Annotated in this window: 20 protein-coding genes and 1 tRNA gene; 14 read left to right on the top strand and 7 right to left on the bottom strand. The window is 54.0% G+C overall.

Features of this window, described 5'->3' with window-relative positions; genetic code table 11:
* Nucleotides 1–3: 3 nt before the first annotated feature.
* Genes MHI42_RS08615 through MHI42_RS08605 form a run of 3 tightly spaced genes read right to left on the bottom strand, consistent with a single transcriptional unit; the run spans nt 4 to nt 2,347 of the window.
* Nucleotides 4–1,254 carry an MFS transporter gene (locus tag MHI42_RS08615; protein WP_342423488.1) on the bottom strand — a complete coding sequence of 417 codons (1,251 nt, stop codon included), beginning with the start codon at nt 1,252–1,254 and terminating at the stop codon, nt 4–6.
* Nucleotides 1,251–1,883, bottom strand: a complete 633-nt coding sequence (locus tag MHI42_RS08610) for a LysE family transporter (RefSeq protein WP_342423487.1) — start codon at nt 1,881–1,883, stop codon at nt 1,251–1,253. The genes MHI42_RS08615 and MHI42_RS08610 overlap by 4 nt, the downstream gene beginning before the upstream one ends.
* A complete protein-coding gene (locus MHI42_RS08605) occupies nt 1,880–2,347 on the bottom strand; it encodes an Lrp/AsnC family transcriptional regulator (protein WP_042234929.1) in 468 nt (155 codons plus the stop codon). Before MHI42_RS08605 ends, MHI42_RS08610 begins: the two co-directional genes overlap by 4 nt.
* A 213-nt stretch (nt 2,348–2,560) precedes the next feature.
* Between MHI42_RS08605 and MHI42_RS08600 the strand changes: the two genes are divergently transcribed.
* A tRNA-Leu gene (locus MHI42_RS08600) sits at nt 2,561–2,644 on the top strand.
* 567 nt (nt 2,645–3,211) lie between these two features.
* Here the strand turns inward: MHI42_RS08600 and MHI42_RS08595 are convergent.
* Nucleotides 3,212–4,666 (bottom strand): MDR family MFS transporter, encoded by a 1,455-nt coding sequence (locus MHI42_RS08595; RefSeq protein ID WP_342423486.1) that lies wholly within the window; start codon nt 4,664–4,666, stop codon nt 3,212–3,214.
* Nucleotides 4,667–4,930: 264 nt separating this feature from the next.
* On the opposite strand from MHI42_RS08595, the gene MHI42_RS08590 reads away from it, so the two are divergent.
* The 9 genes from MHI42_RS08590 to MHI42_RS08550 all read left to right on the top strand — a co-directional run bounded on the left by MHI42_RS08590 (nt 4,931) and on the right by MHI42_RS08550 (nt 13,855).
* A complete protein-coding gene (locus MHI42_RS08590; RefSeq protein ID WP_342423485.1) occupies nt 4,931–5,611 on the top strand; it encodes a TetR/AcrR family transcriptional regulator C-terminal domain-containing protein in 681 nt (226 codons plus the stop codon).
* An 88-nt stretch (nt 5,612–5,699) separates the two neighbouring features.
* Complete coding sequence (locus MHI42_RS08585) at nt 5,700–6,440, top strand: RNA polymerase sigma factor (RefSeq protein WP_342423484.1); 741 nt, start codon at nt 5,700–5,702, stop codon at nt 6,438–6,440.
* Nucleotides 6,403–6,696, top strand: a complete 294-nt coding sequence (locus MHI42_RS08580) for a hypothetical protein (RefSeq protein ID WP_342423483.1) — start codon at nt 6,403–6,405, stop codon at nt 6,694–6,696. The genes MHI42_RS08585 and MHI42_RS08580 overlap by 38 nt, the downstream gene beginning before the upstream one ends.
* Nucleotides 6,697–6,730: 34 nt before the next feature.
* Nucleotides 6,731–7,606 carry an ABC transporter ATP-binding protein gene (locus MHI42_RS08575; RefSeq protein ID WP_171718478.1) on the top strand — a complete coding sequence of 292 codons (876 nt, stop codon included), beginning with the start codon at nt 6,731–6,733 and terminating at the stop codon, nt 7,604–7,606.
* Nucleotides 7,603–8,832, top strand: a complete 1,230-nt coding sequence (locus tag MHI42_RS08570; RefSeq protein ID WP_342423482.1) for an ABC transporter permease — start codon at nt 7,603–7,605, stop codon at nt 8,830–8,832. The genes MHI42_RS08575 and MHI42_RS08570 overlap by 4 nt, the downstream gene beginning before the upstream one ends.
* Complete coding sequence (locus tag MHI42_RS08565; RefSeq protein WP_342423481.1) at nt 8,829–9,461, top strand: hypothetical protein; 633 nt, start codon at nt 8,829–8,831, stop codon at nt 9,459–9,461. The genes MHI42_RS08570 and MHI42_RS08565 overlap by 4 nt, the downstream gene beginning before the upstream one ends.
* Before the next feature lie 217 nt (nt 9,462–9,678).
* Entirely contained in the window at nt 9,679–13,149 is a 3,471-nt protein-coding gene (locus MHI42_RS08560) for a PAS domain S-box protein (RefSeq protein WP_342423480.1), read from the top strand.
* Nucleotides 13,150–13,180: 31 nt separating this feature from the next.
* Complete coding sequence (locus MHI42_RS08555; protein WP_042135652.1) at nt 13,181–13,369, top strand: hypothetical protein; 189 nt, start codon at nt 13,181–13,183, stop codon at nt 13,367–13,369.
* Nucleotides 13,370–13,459: 90 nt separating this feature from the next.
* Nucleotides 13,460–13,855, top strand: a complete 396-nt coding sequence (locus MHI42_RS08550; protein ID WP_342424707.1) for a NusG domain II-containing protein — start codon at nt 13,460–13,462, stop codon at nt 13,853–13,855.
* 8 nt (nt 13,856–13,863) lie between these two features.
* On the opposite strand, the gene MHI42_RS08545 is transcribed toward MHI42_RS08550, so the two are convergent.
* From MHI42_RS08545 to MHI42_RS08535, 3 genes are all read right to left on the bottom strand, one after another.
* Nucleotides 13,864–14,721 (bottom strand): TIGR03943 family protein, encoded by an 858-nt coding sequence (locus MHI42_RS08545; protein ID WP_342423479.1) that lies wholly within the window; start codon nt 14,719–14,721, stop codon nt 13,864–13,866.
* 89 nt (nt 14,722–14,810) lie between these two features.
* On the bottom strand, nt 14,811–15,809 hold the full coding sequence (locus tag MHI42_RS08540; RefSeq protein WP_342423478.1) for a permease: 999 nt from the start codon (nt 15,807–15,809) through the stop codon (nt 14,811–14,813).
* Nucleotides 15,810–15,831: 22 nt separating this feature from the next.
* The gene (locus tag MHI42_RS08535) at nt 15,832–16,863 is read right to left on the bottom strand and encodes a GTP-binding protein (protein ID WP_171718473.1); all 1,032 of its coding nucleotides are present in this window, start codon (nt 16,861–16,863) and stop codon (nt 15,832–15,834) included.
* A gap of 294 nt (nt 16,864–17,157) precedes the next feature.
* Here MHI42_RS08535 and rpmG point away from each other — a divergent pair, with 294 nt between their 5' ends.
* From rpmG to MHI42_RS08515, 4 genes are all read left to right on the top strand, one after another.
* A complete protein-coding gene (gene rpmG, locus MHI42_RS08530) occupies nt 17,158–17,307 on the top strand; it encodes a 50S ribosomal protein L33 (RefSeq protein WP_042135659.1) in 150 nt (49 codons plus the stop codon).
* A gap of 95 nt (nt 17,308–17,402) precedes the next feature.
* Complete coding sequence (locus MHI42_RS08525) at nt 17,403–18,611, top strand: GTP-binding protein (RefSeq protein WP_342423477.1); 1,209 nt, start codon at nt 17,403–17,405, stop codon at nt 18,609–18,611.
* A 379-nt stretch (nt 18,612–18,990) separates the two neighbouring features.
* Nucleotides 18,991–19,698 carry a metal ABC transporter ATP-binding protein gene (locus tag MHI42_RS08520; RefSeq protein ID WP_342424706.1) on the top strand — a complete coding sequence of 236 codons (708 nt, stop codon included), beginning with the start codon at nt 18,991–18,993 and terminating at the stop codon, nt 19,696–19,698.
* Nucleotides 19,644–20,492, top strand: coding sequence for a metal ABC transporter permease (locus MHI42_RS08515; RefSeq protein ID WP_342424705.1), 849 nt, complete (start codon nt 19,644–19,646; stop codon nt 20,490–20,492). The genes MHI42_RS08520 and MHI42_RS08515 overlap by 55 nt, the downstream gene beginning before the upstream one ends.
* The last annotated feature ends 197 nt before the right edge of the window (nt 20,493–20,689 follow it).

Here is a 20,689-nt window from a genome sequence, read left to right as displayed (position 1 = left end):
CAGTCACAATCTGCGGATTGGTGAAGCAACAGCAATAAGCACCTCGATCAGCTTGGCGGCGGCGGCCAGCAGAAATACTGCACCGGGGGCCAATGCACCGCTCATCCAGCCGCCGAGTAATGCACCGGCCGGCATAGCCGTGCGGGTGAAGACTCTGGAGAAGCTTAGCACTCTGCCGAGCAGCTCGGGCGGAACCTTCTCCTGGCGGATGGAAGCGGACAATACGGACCAGGAGGTGTTGCAGGCAGCGACCAGGCCGAAGCCGATTCCCGGCGCCAGCCAGGAGTCGTTGAAGCCGGCCAGCACAAATCCGCAGGTTCCGGCCAGCAGCAGCACCGGAATCAGGCGGCCGCGCCTGAAATGCCGGTCGAGATATATGACCGCAAGGCTCCCGGCGACTCCTCCGGCAGCGAGCAAGGTATATGTCATGCCCATTTGACCTGTAGTTAAATGAAGATTGGTAATCAGGTAGTAGGTCAGGGTGGCATACGCTGCACTGTAGCCGAAGTTGCCGATGGCTGCCTGTATAGAGAGGGCCAATTGGACCGGGCTGCGTATCAGCCAGAGGAAGCCTTGGGACATTTCGGCGGCAAAAGCAGGCTTGGCGCTGCGTGACCGTGCGGGTTCCTGCGGAAGCCGGTACAGAACGCAGAGAATGACCGCGAAGGAAGCGACATCCAGCCACAGGATGGAAGTAATGCTCATAAGTGAGGCCAAGCCTCCCGCGACCGCCGGTCCGAGCATATCGGCCAGCTGGCCTGCGGTCTGAACTCCGGCATTCCCCCGGGTTAGATTCTTCCCGGACAGCGACGGAATGAGGGTTACAACCGCTATATCATAACCCGTTGATACAATGGATAAGAGCAGGGAAATGACGTACAGATGCCAAATGGCGAGCAGTCCGTAATGTGCCAGTATAGGAATGAGGGCAATGAGCCCCATTCGGATCAGATCGGCGCAGAGCATCAGCCGCTTGCGATTGAACCGGTCGAGGATCACTCCGGCAAAAGGGGCGAACAGTATGACCGGCAGCACACTGACGGCAAACAGCGAGCTCATTACCAGCACAGACCCGGTCAGCCTGTAGGAGAGCAGCGGCAGACAAAAGGTGTATAGGGCGTCTCCGATTCTGGAAATGAAATATCCGGTCAGGAAATGCGCCAGCTGGAGCGGGCTTTGCGGCCGGGAGGGACGCTGTGGTTCTTGCGGCAAAGCAGAGGCTGGATAAGCAGAGGAACCACGGGCGGTCTTCATAATCGTTGCCTCCAATAAGTGGACAATACGGTGAAGCTGCCGTATAAGCTGAACAGAACCAGTATGATTGCGGTGCCCAGGCTCAGGAACCGGCTGAAGCTGCCGGACAGCCTGCCCCTGATCAGGGAGATCAGGCCGGATAACAGCAGCCACCAGGCGAAGGAGCCCAGAGCAATCCCTGCCGGAAGAAACAGGGAGGCGCTGATTGCCTGGCCCAGTGAAGCGGCAAGCGCCATGAAGGACAGAAGTGTTGCCGGATTAGCCAGAGTCAGCAGGCAGGCGGAGGACAGGCTATAGATAATTCCGCTGCGCACGGCTGTTGTTACCGGATCTCCCTTGGCCGGAGCCGTCCATAGTGCCTTCAGCCCCAGATAGCCGAGAAACAGGCTGCCGAGCAGTCGAAGCGGAAGGGCGTAGACGGTGGTGAAATCATTCACAACCCGGAAGCTGGCAACGGTCACCAGCGCATAGAAGGCGTCAGCCAGCGCAATTCCGGCACCCGTAGCGAGACCGGCAGTGAAGCCGGACTTCAGGGTACGGTTCATGCACAGCAGAGACATCGGGCCGACAGGAGCGGCAATAATGAAGCCGAAGCTGAGGCCGCTTAACAGGGCCAGCCATGTGTTCATGGTGTACGTTCTGCCGGGGGCAGCGGTACATGCGGAGTTTCTTTGACCGTTCCGAGGATAATCGTAGTGCGGGTCCGCACGATACCCGGCAGGCCTTTGATCTCCTCGCTGATGATCCTGTCCAGATCCCTTGTTCCCCGGCAGCGCAGCTTCAGGATGTAATCATCATCCCCGGCAGTGTGATGGCATTCCTGAACCTCGGGCAGCTTCATCACGAGTTCTATGAAGCCTTGCCGGTGTTCCGGCCGCTCCAGCGATACGGCAATCAGTGCAGCCAATCCGTATCCGGCGGATTCAGCGTCAATCAGCGCCGTATATCCGGTAATGACACCTTGCTCCTCCAGCCGCCGAACCCTGTCTGCAGTGGCAGGAGAAGAAAGACCCAGCAGTCCGGCAAGCTCGGACCAGGTGATCCTACCGTTATTCATTATTGCCGAGATGATCTTGTAATCTAAAGAATCCATGTTATTCCTCCTTATATTATTAATCCATATGAGGAATATACATTATAATAATAAGTATTTCAATAATATTCCATACATATTATTGGTGGGCATTGAGTGGATAGCAGGACTTTCATAGTGCTGTAATAATCACCAATAAATAATTCTTGCAATTTATATTCAAAAAGAGTATAGTCTTAATTACGGTGATTGAATCACTGAACTACATAATATGCGGTCATGGCGGAATTGGCAGACGCGCTGGCTTCAGGTGCCAGTGATAGCAATATCGTGGAGGTTCGAGTCCTCTTGACCGCATCTGTTTTACAAATATGGCTCGTAATTGCTCAGGCAATTACGGGCCATTTTGATTTTTGAGCTAATGGGTGGAATGTAGGCTGGAAAGAGGCTGGGTGGGTGAATGAGGGGCAGAAGTGCCCCTGAATCCGCCGGAATTGGGCGGCAAGCGGAAATGAGGGGCAGAAGTGCCCCTGAATCCGCCGGAAGTAGGCGTTGTGGGGAAATCAGGGGGTAAAGTTCCCTCTGAGTCCACCAAAAGTAGCCAGATGGGCCGAATGTATGCGAAAAACCGAATACAATGCACCAGCGATAGGGCAAATGAGCCGGATGTATGCGAAAAACCGAATACAATGCACCAATTATAGGACTGATGTGGGCGGGAGAGAAACGAGAAGCCGCAAAAGATGCTACCCGGTAAGGGGAGCATCTTTTTTTGCGTGATGTGCGTGATATGCGTTTTGCGTGATGTGCGTGATGTGCGTACGTGGTGTGTGTGAATGTGCGCTATGTGAGGCGAAGCCTGATGCACTTACAACTTCATGCCGATCAACTTGCGTAGCGCGATGGCCTCTTTAAATGCCTTATTCACTGCCCGCTTCTCTGTTCCTGCTTCCGCAGGAACAGACTCAATACAACCCCGCAAAGTGCCAGACTCAGCGGAAGAAGGAAGGTGTCGTGGAACCCTGCAACCATCGCTGCAGTACGGGCAGAAGCTGCAGCGGAGCCGGCCTGGCTTATGTGCTCAGCAATGTTGGAAGACAACAGACCGGAGATGATGGCAATGGAGAAGGAGCCGACAATCTGCTGGGCGGAGGTGGTCAGCGGGGTTACCCGGCTGATCAGGTCTTTGGGTGCCGACTTGAGTACATGGGTGCCGAGCTGCATGGTGGTGAGACCCTGGCCCAGTCCCAGAAGGGCGAAGGATCCAATCATCGCATAGATCGTCGTATCGCTGTCCAGCCGTGACAAAAGAACGAGTGCAGCCGAGAGCAGCACAAGACCGGAGAACACAGGAATCCGTGCTCCGTATTTGTCAAGAAGTCTGCCCCCAGCCATAACGCCGGCGAAGCTGACCAGCGCCTGCGGGATGATCATCATCCCGGACTCCAAGGAGGAGAAGCCTCTAACCTGCTGCAGATATAAAGGAATCAACAAGATCGAACCGAATAACGCGATCTGGTTAATCCAGACCAGAATAATGCCTTTGGTGAACTCGAAGGAACGGAAGGATCGCAGCTCAAGCAGCGGCTCCTTCTGTCGCAGCTCTACAACAATAAATAATGACAGAGCAACTAAGCCGAAGATAAGCGGCAGCAATGTATAGGAGTCTGTCCAACCCTCCGCGCCACCTCTGTGCACTCCGAAGACGAGACTGGAGAAGGCCAGCGGGGAGAGGATCATTCCCCAAATGTCCAACTTGGCGGAGGTTCCTTTTTCGGAGACCGGAAGATACTTCATCCCTAAATAGATTGCGATCAGGCCGATGGGCAGGTTGATCAGGAAAATCCAATGCCAGCTCACATATTCGAGCAGCCATCCGGATAACACGGGGCCGAGCAGCGGAGCGATCAGCATGGGCATGGCGAGGAAGCCCATCAGCTCGCCTCTTCGCTCAGGCGGAGCGATTTTGAAGGATAAGGCCATGCCGATAGGAGCCACCATGCCGCCGCCAAGACCCTGCATAATCCGGAAAACAATCAGCTGAGCCGGGGACTGGGCCGCTGCACACAGCAGGGAGCCGATAGTGAACAATAGAATGGATACAAGAAAAACACGCTTAGCGGTAAATCTGTCCGAGAACCACCCTGCGAGCGGAATGATCATGGAGGTAGCCAGCGTGTAGCCGGTAATCGCCCATTGGATGGTCTTTAGGCTGGTGTGAAATACATTCTCCAGCTCAGGTATTGCCACATTCATAATGGTATTGTCCAGCATAACCAGCAGCATTCCGGCAATGAGCGCGAAGAGTACAGGGATAAGCGGTTTGATCGAAAAAGGCTTGCCGCCTTGCAGGGCGGCTTCTGTTGCGGATGGATTCATTGCAGTACACGTCCTCTTGAAATTAATATGGGTCATCCTGCGAAGCTTGAATAATGATCGGGAAGCAGCTGTCCCCTCCGGCCGGTAAGGATCTCTGCACCCTTAATCTAACGGTGTGAGATTAATATAGCACTGTCTTTTTTCACTGTAAAGGAAAATATCTAACGGTGTAAGTTTATTTTGCCGCATGAATTATCTAACGATGGTAGACCCTGTTTGCTGGATCGCTTAGAATAGAAACAGCTTGTACTCGGGAGGGCTCGTATGAGAATCAAAAATCTGCAAATTACCGAACCAAATATCATCAAGGCAGCCTGGGAGCTGCTTGACCAAATAGGCATTGAGGATTTCAGTATGAGGAAGCTGGCGGATCTGCTGCATATCCAGGCCCCTTCGCTGTATTGGCATTTCAAAAGCAAGCAGAGCCTGTTTCAGACGCTCGCCAATGAGGTGGCGAAGGAGGCCCTGCAGTCTGCTAAGCTCGAAGGAGAGTGGGAAGAGCAGCTGTTTCATTGTGCGTCGATGATCCGCAGCGTAATGATTAAGTATCCGTGTTCCGCCCAGCTCTTAATGAGAACGGTACCTTCCGAGCCGGACTATCTGGCCTTAATCAACTCGCTTCTGCAGATCGTGGATCATCTTCCCGTCAGCGACAGCGACAAGTTTTCCTCGATTGCCTGCCTGCTGAACTATGTGATTGCTTTTGAACTCGATAAATATGAGCAGCGCAGAGTCGATACAGCCATGAAGAAGGAAGCGGAGGGCGGAGCGCAGGGAATGTTTATGGATTCGCTTGCACGTCTGTCCGGAGGAGGGCCGAACGTGGTGCAGCGTATGCACCATAATGGCTTATTCCGCGAGCTGGGTTCGGATAACATGTTCCGTACAGGCCTGAAAATAATCATTGCAGGAATCGCACAGCTGGCCCAGCAGCAGGCGCGATAATTCATATGTTTTGGGGTCCCCACTTGGTGGGGTTCTTTTTTGCGGACAGACTGTAACCTTTTGCCGGAGGTAAACGAATAACCAGTAGATGGCTCAGCGGGAGAGGAGGCGGCGTAAGACGAACGGAAACGGAAGAGAACATGCGGAAGACCCTGAATCAGAGGAAGCGAAGGATAGTTCCGCGGAAGAAGAGGCTGTACTGGTCAGGTTCCGGGACGGAAGCCTTGAGGCTTTTGAGTGGCTGGTGTGTAAGTACCGGAAGCCGGCGGTACGTTTTGCGTACCACTTGACCGGAGATTATCATACGGCCGAGGATCTGGCGCAGGATTGTTTCGCTTATCTGCTGGTATATCCGGAGAAGTATGATCACCGTGCATCCTTCCAGACCTATCTGTTCACGATCCTGCGCAATAAAAGCATTGATTCCATCCGCAAGCGCAGCAGACAGCGTACCTTGACCGCGGAAGAGAGTCATAATCCGGAAGACCGCAGGACACAACGTGATGGTCCGGCAGACCGCGGCGGATTCGAGAGATACGGCAGCGTGCATACACAGGGAACAGACGATCCCGAGCGGCTGGCTATTATCCGTGAAGAAGACCTGGAATGGCGCAGAAGGCTGCACCAGATGAAGCCGGATTACTGCCAGGCGGTCTATCTGGTGGATGTGGGACAGATGTCTTATGAGCAGGCGGCAGCAGTAATGCGACGCAATATGGTTAGCTTCAAGGTGCTGCTGCACCGGGCGCGCAAGAAGCTTAGGCAGATTTACGAAAAGGAGGAGTGGGATTGTGAGGTCAAACGAACCGGAACAGTTATTTCTGGATGAGGTCTACCGCAAAGCCCGTCTGCTGGAATATGACAAGCGTGATGCAGAGAAAGTGCTGCATAACCGCAGGTTGCTGGCCAGACGCAAGGCAATGACAATATCATGCGTCACAATCTTTACGGCTGTTTTTGCCCTGATGATCTCGATTGGAAAGATCGATAAGGAACTATGCGTGGCGCTGTCACTCCTTCTGTTCGCAGCAGGTCTGCTGATTGAGAAGCTTGAATTGTCGTGGAGTCCGGAGAATGACGGGTGAACAGGGAGTTATAAGAACGGGGGAGAAGACTGGGATGGAGCTAATTATTAATCATTTAACCAAGACCTACGGAAACAAACAGGCATTGCAGGATATCAGCTTCCGGGTGGGCGAAGGCATTCACGGCCTGCTCGGGCCTAACGGAGCGGGCAAAACCACGCTGATGCGTCTGCTTGCCACCTTGCTGGAGCCTACCTCGGGTACGGTGGAGATTGGTGGAGTTACCTTGAAAGATAAGGCGCAGATCCGCGAACTGGTTGGCTATTTGCCACAGGAATTCGCCTTTTATCCGGGGATGACGGTAGTGGAGGCGATGGATTATCTGGCGCTGTTATCGGGCATAGCCGGCCGTGCGGAGCGGAAGCGGAGAATAGACAATCTGCTTGAGCTGGTTAACCTTACCGAGCAGCGCCGTACCAAGGTGAAGGCATTATCCGGGGGAATGAAGCGCCGGCTCGGCGTAGCCCAGGCAATGGTGCATGAGCCGAAGCTGCTGATCGTGGATGAACCGACTGCAGGGCTGGACCCTGAAGAGCGGATCCGTTTCCGGCGGCTGCTCAGCCGGTTTGCCGAAGGCAGAATTGTTCTATTATCCACGCATGTTGTTGAAGATGTGGAGTCCACCTGTGAGCAGATGACCGTGCTGCATAAGGGGCGTCTGCGTTATCACGGCAGAATAGGCGATTTGACTGCTGCGGCCGCCGGCCGTGTCTGGATAGCCGAGCTTGACCGGGTAGAGTGGGAGCGGGACCGCGACCGGTTCCCGGTACTGTCCGCTGTGCCGGAAGGAAGAAATATGCGGGTGCGGGTGCTGGCAGATGAACAGCCTTATGCAGGGGCACAGCAGACCGCGCCGTCGATTGAAGATGCTTATCTGCATCTCATGCGCAGGGAGGAATCCTTCGTATGATGGCACTGATCGGCAAAGAGATGCGCATGACGCTGCGCAGCCTGGTTTTTTATCTGTTTATTATCGCGAGCGTGTTCTTCTATTTCACCTCTTATGCTACGGAGGAAACCTGGGGCGAGCTGGGTTCCCCGGTTATAAGTACGCCGCAGAATGTAGGTACTATTGAACACCCGTATTACGGCTGGAAGCAGCCGGCGGATACCCGCGATTTGGCCGAACAAATGAGGAAGGAAATGGGCTGGAATCTGGATGCCGGAACGAGCCAGAAAATCAGGCTGGGTTTTCCATTCAAGGTTAAGCTGAACGAGAAGGAGAAGACAGCCCTGTCTGCAGCGATCTCCCAGCTGGATGAGGTTCTGAAGAATCCGGATAAATATACTATGGATGAGGTATACACTATCGCCGAGTCAGTGAACAATCAATTGGGCGGGACAAGTATATATCAGCAAGGGCTGGGGGAATTCGGTTCTGCCATTGAGTCAGTTGATGAAGCCATAAAGGCGCAGGAAGCGGATCTTGCCCGCTATAACGCTAAGGTGGATGCAGGTGAATTGCTGCCCGGAGCCGCACGCTACTTCAGTGATTATCTCTCGCTGCCAGCAGGGATCTTTCCGGTCTTTCTGTCTGCCTTTCTGCTGCTCCGGGACCGCTCCAGCCGGATGAATGAATTGATTTACAGCCGCAGGATTTCGCCATGGGTGTATGTCGGTTCGAAGTTTATTGCACAAGGTGTCATGTTATCTATGATCTACCTCATCCTGGCTGTCATCGGCGGCTGGCAGACCGTGGATACACTGGGGCTTACCGGCCAGACGGGACAGGCTATTGTAATCTTCCTTGGATACACAGCATGGTGGCTGCTGCCGACGTTATGGATTTCCGTTGCCTTCGGGATGTTCGGCTCGATGCTGTTCCGCCGGGGGATCGTACCCATCGCCCTGCAGATTGTCTGGTGGTTCATGTCGGTGCTGCCGCTGTTAGGCTCTTATGGGCTGAACCGGCTGTTCATCCGCTTCAACTCGCCTAATGACTACGAGTTATACTGGAAGTGGACGGATGAGATTGCACTTAACCGCAGCTTCTATTTGATACTCACCGTACTATTGGCTGCAGGAGCCGCCTGGTTATGGGAAAGAAACCGCAGCCGGCTGGATTCAGCCAAGATACTGAGCAGGAAGACCGCTAAAGGAAGTGTGGCGGCATCTGCAGCGGAGGCGCTTAGATGAGCCGGCAGATCATCCGCCCGCTGGCCGGGTACAACCTTAGGCTGACTGCACATTATTCCTGGCTCCTGTCCGCAGTGCTTCTGGCTGTCGTCCCGTTCTTCATGGAGCCGGCACTGATGAACAGGGTTCAGGCTGCGAAGCTGGGGGAACAGCTGATCAGCTTTGTGGGATTGATTGTCTTCCCCCACCTGGGCCTGCTGGAGGATGGCGGGATTGGTGAAGTGCTCTATGCCAAGCGGGTAAGGCATCATCCGGTATTTCTTTTCCGCTGGCTGCTCACCGTTCTCTATATCTTCCTTGTGGTGACTGCCTTATTCACATGGATGCATGGGAGCGGTGCTGATTTTGAACTGTGGCCGATCATCGGCGGGACGGTGATTACCGCAGTTGCGATAGGATCAGCGGGACTGACGGCTGCACTCTTGATCGGCAACACCTCAGCCGGATACATTGCCGGATTCTCCTGGTATCTGCTTGATTTCATGACCAAAGGCAAGCTGACCGGCCGCTTTTATTTATTCGGCCTGATAAATAGCGAATGGGATAATGATAAATGGCTGCTGGCAGGAGGTTCATTCGCCCTTGCGCTGTTCTGCGCCTTCTGGCTGCCGCGCAAGAGACTAGACTAGTAGAGGCCAGGCCCGTCTTATATCAGGAACAATCCAATATAATAAAAATCATATAACAACCGCCTTGACGTCATTTTAGTGACCGGGGCGGTTTTTTGACGCATTGAATATATTGCCTGATTATTGGAGTGACTTCAGAGCTGGAGCATATTATCCGAAAAAAAGGTATACTGATAATAATTTATGTCCCCCACTTTCACAGAGGAGGCTCGGAGCTTTGTCTGATACACTTTTTAAGCATTTGTATTTACGGTCTTCCATAGGCTATGCGGTAGTATCCATTGACGATGGTACAATGCTCATGGCCAATCCTGCCTTTTGCGGGATGTTCGGATATACAGAGGATGAACTTAAGGATCTGCGTTATTTGGATATTGCCTATCCGGAGGATGAGCATACCGTGGATCACGGCCTGATTATGAAGTATTTGCTGCGCAGTCCCGGCGCGGCTGTAGATAAAGAGAAGCGGTTTGCACGCAAGGATGGGGAGATCATCTGGGTGGCGCTGCATATATTTTTGATCTTTGACGAATCGACAGGCAAGCCCCTGCAGCTGATCGCGGAAATGACGGATATTACCGCACGCAAGGTAGCGGAGAAGAAGATTGAGGAGGATCACCAGCTCTACAAGCTGATTACGCAAAATACTCCGGACATGATCTCCTTTGCCGATCCGGATGGAACCTTGCGATATGTTTCTCCCTCTGTTGAAAAACTGATGGGTTATTCCGCAAGTGAGATGATCGGCAGGAAAAGGCCGGAGTATTATCATGAAGTTGACGCGCTAGAGATGACCGAGCGGGGGAAGCTTTACTCGGACAACGATGTCTTTACCCGCCGGGCAAGGCATAAAGACGGCCATTACATTTGGATTGAAAGCTCGTTTCAGGTTATGCGGGACCGTGAAGGTGAAGTGCAGCAGGTACTGACCATTGCCCGTGATGTTACAGAGCGGAAGAAATATGAGGAGATGCTGGCGTCTGCGCAGGAGCTTGGGCAGATGGGTTCGTGGGAATGGAATTCGGTCTATGCGGAGTTGACGGTTTCCAGCCAGATGAGGGCTATTTTTGAAATGGGCGGCTGTCAGGGCAGTCATACCCGGATTGATTATCAGCTGCTCCTGGATTGTGTGGTGAAGGATGATCTGGGGGCGCTGCGTGAGGAGCTGCACCATACACTGAAGTCAGGCACCCAGGGTGAGGCGACCTTCAGAATCAGGAACGGCAGCGGCGGGCGTAAGGTGATCTATGCGCACTGGGAGGTTATCCTGGATGCAGCAGGCAAGGTTCAGCAGATCCGCGGCATTGTGCAGGATGTTACGGAACGCCACCGGATGGAAGAACAGCTTCGTGACAGCGAACGGAATTACCGCCTGATCTCGGAGAATTCTCAGGACTTTATCTCACGCAATGCGACAGATGAACAGGCGACCTATCTGTATGCTTCCCCGGTCTGCCAGCAGATGTTCGGATATACTCCGGAAGAAATGGTCGGCACGAATGGGATGGATTATATCCATCCTGACGATTTTGCCTGTGTGCAGGCTTTTCTGGACGACAGTAAGAAGGGCTTGAAGCTGGAGCCTATCGTCTTCCGTTATCTGTGCAAGGACGGCTCTTATCTGTGGGTGGAGACTACGCTGCGGCATACGGAGACGGGAACCCCGGGAATTACAGAGATGATTGGAGTTACCCGGAATATCTCTGAGCGCAAGCAATATGAACTGAAGCTGCTGGAAAGCGAGAACCGGTACAAGTCGCTTTTCGAATATAATCCGTCCGCGATCAGTGCAATGGATCTGCAGGGCTGCATCCAGTCGCTGAATGCCAGTCTGCAGCAGCTCACCGGCTATTCCCGTGAAACACTGCTGCATTCAAGCTACAGTGAGATTATTGATGCGGATGAGCTGGCATTTGTGAATAACCGTTTTCTTGCCGCTGCCGGGGGGATGGCCCAGACCTTTGAGACCCGGATCATCCGCCGTGACGGGCAGACGGTTGAGGTTGGCATGATTTATGTGCCTATTCTGCTGGACAGCCAGGTGGTAGGCGTGTTTGCTATCACGAGCGATATCACCGAACGCAAACGGCATCTGGAACAGATTGAGAAGCTCAGTTATGAGCATGCGCTAATATTGAATTCGGTTTCGGAAGGGATCTTTGGCATCAATCTGCAGGGGGATACGGTCTTTATTAATCCGGCGGCTTCCATTATGCTGGGTTACGCTCCCGGAGAGCTGGCCAGCAATATCAAGCTGCAGACGATCGCCCAGACCTGGATGGACGGGGAACTCTACCGCGGAGGGCATAGGACCCTCGCAGAGCTGCTTACGACTAATCTCTCCTATGAGCGGGAGCAGGAAGGGGTTTTCTGGAGACAGGACGGTTCCAGCTTCCTCGTTAAATACCGCATGACGGCATTATATGATAACGGGGAACGCAAGGGTGCGGTAGTGGTATTCCGTGACATTACCGAGGAGAAGGCGGTTGTGCGTGCCAAGGAATCAGCGGAGCAGGCCGACCGGGCCAAATCAGAATTCCTGGCCATTATGAGCCACGAGCTGCGCACTCCGATGAATGGGATTATTGGCATGGCTGATCTGCTCTCGGGGACAGAGCTTACGGAAGAGCAGGAATACTACACGCAGATTATTAATAAAAGCGGTGGAGCACTGCTGCATATCCTGAATGAGGTGCTGGATTTCAGCAAGATTGAATCCGGTATGATGACGCTGGATCTGCAGCCGGTCGATGTCCGGCAAGTGATTCAGAATGTATGTGAACTCTTTTATCCGCGGGTCAAAGAAAAAGGGCTGACCCTGCGCAGCGAAGCAGCCCCGGAGATTCCCGGTCTTGTAATAACGGATGAAATCCGGCTGCGGCAAATTCTCGTGAATCTGGTCGGCAATGCGGTGAAATTCACGGAAGAAGGGGAAGTCGGTATTTCGGTGAAGCTGGAACCTGTACGGGAACCCGGGTCAATGATTCTCAGATTCTCGGTGACAGATACCGGTATTGGAATTCCGCAGGACAGCCAGAGCCTGTTGTTCCAGTCGTTCTCCCAGCTGCATCCTTCCATTAACCGCAAATACGGCGGAACCGGACTGGGGCTGGCCATAAGCAAGAAGCTGGTCGAGCTGCTGGATGGTGCGATCGGTGTGGACAGTACCGAAGATGAGGGCTCGGAGTTCTATTTCACGATTGAGGTTATGCCGTCTGGTGAGGTTGCGGGGCCTCCGCTGCCCCTGGAGATCCTTGCAGCGGAAGAGTATAAGAACGGAATTTTTGATATGGATTATCCGGAGGGGCAATATGGTCCGCTGTCGATCCTTATTGCTGAGGATCATCCGGTGAATCTGCATCTGCTGCAGAAATATTTGAATAAGCGCGGCTATACCTCGGATGTGGCCCTGAACGGGGAGCAGGCGGTTCACGCTGTGCTGACACGGCAGTATGATCTGGTATTCATGGATATTCAGATGCCGGTGCTGGATGGTATTGAAGCTACAGGGCGGATCCGCGAGGCGATGGGATTATCTCCGGTTATTATTGCAGTTACTGCCTTTGCCCGGAAGGAAGATAAGGAAATGTGCCTTCGAGCAGGGATGCAGGACTTCATCTCCAAGCCGATCCGGGTGGAAGAGCTGGACAGGGTTCTGCGGGAATGGTCGATTAATCTCCGGAATTAGCAGGCAGAGACATGAGGAGGAGCAAAGAGGAATGAGATGGATCATCTATATTTTATTTGCCATACTCTATGGGCTGACAACGCTATATGGGCTGGGGCCGGTGCTGCTGGCTGACGGATCGTTCCGGGAGCGGATGCTGACACTGGCCATTGTACTGCTGATCTATGCCGGAATTACCTGGTGGCTGCGGAGTTTGCTGAAGCGGCTGGGCAGACGTTGACAATCTTCCCCTGGCTAAACTATTATTTATAGGGATCGTAATTATTACGATTATAAAATAGTCAGTGAGAGGGTTACGGTATTGAAAACCATGAAACGTGGCGATTTCATCATGATCCTGGTCGTATTGCTTGCCGCCGGTTCCATTTACGGCTATAAGTGGTTCTCGAATCACAATGAGCATTATGCACAGGGAGATCTGAAGGCTGTTATTACAGTGAACGGCAAGGCGTACAAGACGGTAAACCTGACCAAGGAAGAACAGATTATAGAAATCCGTACCAAGTTCGGCCACAATACCCTGAAGGTGTTCGACTATGGGATACAGATGACTTACTCGGATGCTCCTCTGACCATTGCGCTGGATATGGGGTTCATCTCCAGGCCCAAACAGCAGATTATCTGTATTCCGGCCCGGCTTCTCATTGAGGTCGTAAATCCCGGTTCATCCATTGATGACGATGATGCGCTGGATGCGGTGATCTAAGCTGGCACTCAAGGCTGCAGCTCCTCCCAGGCCGCTGCGGCGTCGGCACTAGTGTATACATAAGGTGTGGACGGCTCAGGAACTGCGGTTAGGACTTCCGGAGTAATCTGCAGTGTCTCCACTCCCTGATAGAGCACCACATGAAGCTTGCCCCGAACCTCAATCCAGGTATCGGCGGGCAGGCTTATTTGTGTTCCCGGCTCCAGCAGAATACCGAACGGAGTGGCATCCGCCGTGCAGCACTGGACGAGGAACCGGCTGACCGCATAGCTGGTCTGGCCGGCACCCTGCGGCTCTCGGTAGAGAAAGCCGGATACCGAGATTTCCCTGCCCTCAAACTGTGATTTATACAGGTTGAAAGCGCCCAGGGTCTCAGAGAAAATCTCCGGGTATACAGGAATAACGGACTCTCCGTACAGCTTGCCGGCCAGCTCGGCAAATTCCGCCTCATAGGGGTTAGAGGGAGTGAACTTCGCGCCGCTGCCGGACTCTGCGGCTGTATAAGACAGGGTGAGGCCTTTTCTGGCCGCTGCAGCACTTCCCAGTGCGCGGTCAGGCAGGAGAAACCCGAGTAGCAGCGGAAGCAGGAACAGGCTGTATAGTGCGGAACTGCCCAGCCCGGAACGGGGCAGGCGGTGCTCACAGTCGCACAGGACACTGCTTTTGCCAAGGACGGCTTGAAGCCCGAGGCTCAGCGCCATCAGGGAGAGCGGAACCGGACACAGCCTGATCCAGCGTGCCAGCTTGGGGGCAACGTAGTAATGAAGCGCGTCCTGCTGGACCAGATGTCCGATATAGAGGGCGAAGGCGAGCAGAATAACCGCCCTCAGTAAATAGTGAAACCGGATGCTCCGGGCGTTATTCATACGGAACCTCCTAAGAGTTTGTGAGGGTTGCTCCCTGAGTTTCTGCGGACAAACTGCATCGGAAGCATATGCTGAGTTTGTGAGGGTTGCTACAGCCAGAGTGAAGCCAGCACCGAGCCGGTGAAGACGGCCGAGACAATCAGGAAGAACAGATAAAGCGCGAATCTGGTTTTGAACAGCGACAGCAGCATCAGCGAGTTTTTGAAGTCGAGCATCGGGCCCAGCACCATGAACGCCAGCAGTGATCCGGCCGGAAAGGAATGCAGGAAGGTAGAGGCGACGAAGGCATCTGAGGTGGAGCAGAGCGAGAGTACAAAGGCCAGCCCCATCATGAACAGGTAGGAGCCCAGCGGGCGCTCTCCGATAGCGGCCAGGCTGCCGTGATTCATGAAGGTTTGGATACCGGCGGTTAACAGGCAGCCGATGATCAGATATTTGCCCATTTCAAAAAACTCATCCGACGTATGCACAAAGACTGCGACTACCCGCCCGCCGCGGGTGGTGCCGTGATGCTCCTCGCCGCCCTCGCGGGGGATAGACAGACGCAGCGGTGATTTGCGGATGGTGGCAAAGATGACAAGGCCGATTAGGGCGGATACGGCAAAAGCCAGTCCCATCCGCGCATAGGCCAGTTCCGGATGGGAACGGAAGGCCGTCAGGGTGGCCCCGTAGACGACCGGATTCAGGATCGGACCGGACAGGATGAAGACGATGGCGACGTAGAGCGGCATGCCTTTGTGCATTAACCGGCGGACAAGCGGAATCATCCCGCATTCGCAGACGGGGAAAATGATCCCGAGCAGGCAGCCGAATAGAATAGCCGGAACCGGATGGCGCGGAATCCAGCGTGAGATCATCTCGTCCGGCACGAAGACGCGGAGCAATGAGGAGAGCAGCGCACCCAGGAGCACGAACGGCAGGGCTTCGAGCAGAATGCCGAGAAACGCTGTTTTGAACGTGTCCACATAACCGTTGTTAAGCAGCTCCGGATGACCGGGGAGCCAGAGAATGCCAATCGTGAGCAGGAAGGCAGCGGGAATGAGCAGCGGCAGTATTTTGAACGGAGAAAAGGTTGTCAAGGGCTTCATCGGCTCCTTCCCGCGCCTGATATTAGCTGAACAAGGCTGCCCAGCGGCGGCTGACCGCCCTCTCGTCCAAATTCAGGCCGATGCACACAATGTAAGGCTGGCCCGGATAACGCGAGGCTTCCCAGGTTGTGCGGTGCCCCGCATATTGCACAAGCTGCACGGAATCCTGCTCCGCAAGCTGGACATGACCTTTGGCTCTAAGCAGACTGTCTCCCCATTCCCGGAAAAAAAGCTCCAGCTGCTCCCGGCGGATCCTTCCGTTTCCCCCCTGCGGTACGGTCAGCGTAACTGCCGCTACCTGCGAGTAGGAGGTGCTTGGGCCGGACTCGGGCTCCTGTACAGCAGTCGCGCTCCCCCCGTAGCCTGGACTGGTTCGTTTAAGCGATGTGCCGTTTATAGTACCCGGTCCGCGCTGCGGCGCAGGCCTCCGCAGTTCACGGGCGGCGATGCCTGCCAGCAGCGGGGCCAGGTTAATCTGGCTGTAATGGGTAAATACAATTTCCGATTCAGAGTTTTGCTTATAGACCATTTTCTCGATTTTCCATAGGGTTTCCGGTTCGACCAGATCGCTTTTGTTCACGATAATCAGATCGGCCACCGTGAGCTGCTTGCGCAGAGTGCGGACCAGCTGTTTATCGGCAGAGAAGCGGCTGTTATAGTCCAGCGCATTCTCGGCATCTAGCAGCGTGATGGTAAAGTGCAGCTTCAGCCGGTCTGCTAAAGGCATCTCCAGCAGCGATTTGGCAATTTCATCGGGGTCCGCGACGCCGGTAAGCTCGATGTAGATGATATCCGGACGGCGCGCCAGCAGGGCGGCCAGGCTGCGCGGCAGCTCTTCCTTACGGCTGCAGCATACACAGCCGTCCAGCAGCTTTTCCACACTAGTGCCGGTATTCTCCTGCAGAATATAGCCGTCGACATCCTTTTTCCCCAGCTCATTCATGACTACGCCGGGATTAAGCCCCCGCCGCTTGCTCTCCTTCAGCAGACTTAACAGCAGAGTAGTTTTTCCGCTCCCCAGAAATCCGCTCAGTATGATCACAGGTATCTTCATGGCTCACTCTCCCGCTTCGTTCTTGGAATTGCAAGAATCATATTTTCTTTGTAATACAACCTTCGATGCATCTTACCAGAGCAACCGTCTGTTTCCTGCTGAAACGGCCCAGCTCTTGAAGGAGGCCAAGCCGTTTTCACTTGTAATTCCATCTATACGTAATTCCTCCGCAGGAAAGACCACAATTCTAAGAGAGTTGAAATTTTGCGGATCACCAGTTGACAGCGGACAGGCGGACCATGTAGAATGTGTAAATCGTAATAATTACGATTAAATATGAAGGAGTTGAATTCAGTGAGAGTAATCGTTACCTTGGCCTGCACAGAGACTGGCGACCGCAACTACACCACTACGAAGAATAAGAGAACCACGCCCGGACGGCTTGAGATGAAGAAATACTGCCCGCGCCTGAAGCGTGTAACGCTGCACCGTGAGACCCGCTAAGGATGCTGAGCCATACCTTGGGAAGGAAGAAGTTCTGATAGACGGACGGTGGGTGCGCTGCTGTCCTAAACTAAATTTGTGTAAGGAGTAAATCAATGAAGAGAATACCTGTTACTGTACTCAGCGGATACCTCGGTTCCGGCAAAACGACACTCCTGAATCACATTCTGCATAACCGCGATGGCCTGAAGGTGGCGGTCATTGTGAATGATATGAGTGAGGTGAACGTGGACGCGGGCCTGGTGAAATCCGGCAATACCCTCTCCCGGACTGAGGAAAAGCTGGTGGAAATGTCCAATGGCTGTATCTGCTGCACGCTCCGCGACGACCTGCTGCGGGAAGTGAATAATCTCGCGTCGGAAGGACGTTTCGATTATATTCTGATCGAGTCTTCCGGCATCAGCGAGCCGGTTCCGGTAGCCCAGACCTTCACCTATGCGAACCCGGAGCTGGATATTGATCTTACTGAGCTTGCCAGACTGGACACGATGGTTACGGTAGTCGATGCCAACCGTTTCTGGCATGATTTTGCTTCGGGGGACAGTCTGCTTGACCGCAATATGACTGCGGGCGATGGCGACTTCCGGGATATCGTTGATCTGCTGATTGACCAGATTGAGACCTGCGATGTGCTGCTGCTGAACAAATGCGATCTCGTGGACGAGCAGGAGCTGAACAAGCTGGAGGCTGTGCTGCGCAGGCTTCAACCGCGCGCGAAGATCATCCGTACGGTTAATGCGGAGGTCGACCCTTCAGAGATCCTGAATACAGGTCTGTTTGATTTCGAGCAGACCAGTCTGTCCTCCGGCTGGATCGCAGAGCTCGGCAAGGAGGAGCATACACCGGAGACGGAAGAATACGGCATCACCTCCTTTGTCTACCGGCGCAGAACGCCGTTCCATCCGCAGCGGCTGAGCTTCTTCTTCAGCAACTGGCCGGCTGAGGTAGTCCGGGCCAAAGGTCTGGTATGGCTGGCCGCGCGCGGGGATCTGGCCGCAACCGTCAGCCAGGCGGGACCGTCCATTCAGTTCGGTCCGGCCGGTTATTGGCTGGCGACGATGCCGGAGGACCAGCAGCAGGAGGTGCTGGCGGCCGAGCCGGATGTGAAGGCGAAGTGGGACAATCAGTGGGGCGACCGGCTGAACGAGATTGTGTTCATCGGCGTCAGCATGAACCGTGCAGACATCGAAGCCCGGCTGGACCGCTGCCTGCTTAGCGCGGAAGAAATGAAGCTGGACTGGAACGAGTTCAACAATCCGCTGCCATGGCCGGAAGAGGAGCTGCTTACGGCCGGGCAGGAATAGAGGGCTGAGGAGGAGCGTGCAGCGGGCGGAAGGTTAGGGTTTAAGAATTGAACTCGGGTGATACAGAGGATTTATATCCGGGTGGAATACAAGACAGGTATCTGGAGTTACGGTGGTATGCAAGACTAGTATCTAATTACGCGGAAGAGCCGGAATCGGGACTGTCGGTTCCGGCTTTTTGCTGCCTAGATTACGATGTTAATCAGTTTGATTACGATTAATTTTCGGTTTTGGGTTTACAGATCGTAATTATTACGATAATATCAATGGAGTCAAAACGTAATTGTTACGAATAAACTCATTATCTGCGAATGTTAATAGACTTTGCCGGTGCATCAGCTCCGTCTGAAGTTGAATGAAGAAGGGAAGACGATACGCTATGATTTTGTCATCCATGCAGGATGTTGTGTTCGGCTACGGGAACGAGCCGGTCATTGACCGCTTGTCGCTGAATATTGAAGCCGGGCAGTTCATCGGGATCACCGGCCCCAACGGAGCGGCGAAGACAACGCTGCTCAAGCTTATGCTGGGCCTGCTGAAGCCCTGGAGCGGAACGGTCTCCCTGAACAAGGAGCTTACCGGCGGGGGCGGGCTGGTGATCGGCTATGTGCCGCAGCAAGTCGCCTCCTTCAATGCCGGATTTCCCAGCAAGGTCATCGAGCTGGTCCGTTCCGGCTGCTACTCCAGGCTGGGATTGTTCCGCCGCTTCACGAAGGAACAGGAAGCGCTGGTGGAGAGCAGCCTGCGTCAGGTCGATATGTGGGAGTACCGCAACCGCAGAATCGGCGAGTTGTCCGGCGGGCAGAAGCAGCGGATCTGCATCGCCCGGGCGCTGGCCCAGCAGCCGCAGGTGCTGGTGCTGGATGAGCCGGCAACCGGCATGGATACTGCCAGCCGCAGCGGCTTCTACAAGCTAATGCGGCATTATGTCAGCCAGCATGGCCGCACCGTCATTATGGTTACACATGGCCTGGAAGAGACAAGATCCTATCTGGATACGGTGATCAGCCTGGAACGGCAGGAACAGGAGGGCTGGACATGCTTGGTTACGAATTCATGCAGCGTGCATTTTGGGCAGGAGGCCTGATCGGCATTATTGGTCCGCTGCTTGGCGTATATCTGATGCTGCGCAGGCAGGTACTGATGGCGGACACCCTGTCCCATGTCTCACTTGCAGGTGTGGCGCTGGGTTCAGTCCTGCAGTGGAACCCGGCCATCAGCGGTTTCGCTGTGGCCGTAGCCGGAGGGCTGGTTATCGAGCAGCTGCGCCGTTCTTACCGTACATACAGCGAGCTTCCGGTAGCTATCATTATGACCTCCGGTCTAGCTCTGGCCGTCGTGCTGATGAGCCTGAAGCAGAACCTGACCAAGAGCTTCAGCTCTTACCTGTTCGGCTCCATCGTTGCCGTGAGTGAAACCCAGCTTAAGCTGATTGCCATCGTGGCCGCCGCCGGACTCGTCTACTTCATTGTGCTGCGCCGGCCGCTGTACAACCTGACATTTGACGAGGAGACCGCCAGCATCGGCGGAGTCCATACCGGATTACTGTCCTTCTCGTTCGCCGTTCTTACAGGCATGACCGTTGCCGCAGCCATGCCTGTTGTAGGTGTGCTGCTGGTATCCGCTCTTATTGTGCTTCCGGCATCCATTGCGCTGCGGATTGCATCGGGTTTTACCGCAGCCATTCTGATTTCAGTCGTTGTCGGTTTGACCGGTGTGTTTAGCGGCTTAACGGCTTCGTATTATATCAACACGCCTCCTGGAGGCACGATTGCACTTATTCTGCTCGTATTTTTGCTATTTGCCATTGCTGTGCAACGACTGATTACCTTGAAAAACCGCCGCAACATAAGAAGTACTAAAGAAATTAACAAAAAGTGAAAGAAGCGGAGGGGAAATTTGGAACTGTAGGAGCGATAGCGACCGCCTGAAAGCTTTCCGCAGGAAAGCTCGCTACGGAAGCATAATCAGTCAACGGATTTCAACCGCGAACAGCGGTATAGATCAAGAAATCTGGTGACAACAGCGGCCGGAAGTCCAAATGTTCACCGCAGTGACGACTAAGCTTTCTAGTTCAA

It is taken from the genome of Paenibacillus sp. FSL E2-0178, from assembly GCF_038593005.1.
Taxonomy (GTDB): domain Bacteria; phylum Bacillota; class Bacilli; order Paenibacillales; family Paenibacillaceae; genus Paenibacillus_AQ; species Paenibacillus_AQ phytohabitans.
This window is presented reverse-complemented; position numbering and strand designations above follow the sequence as displayed.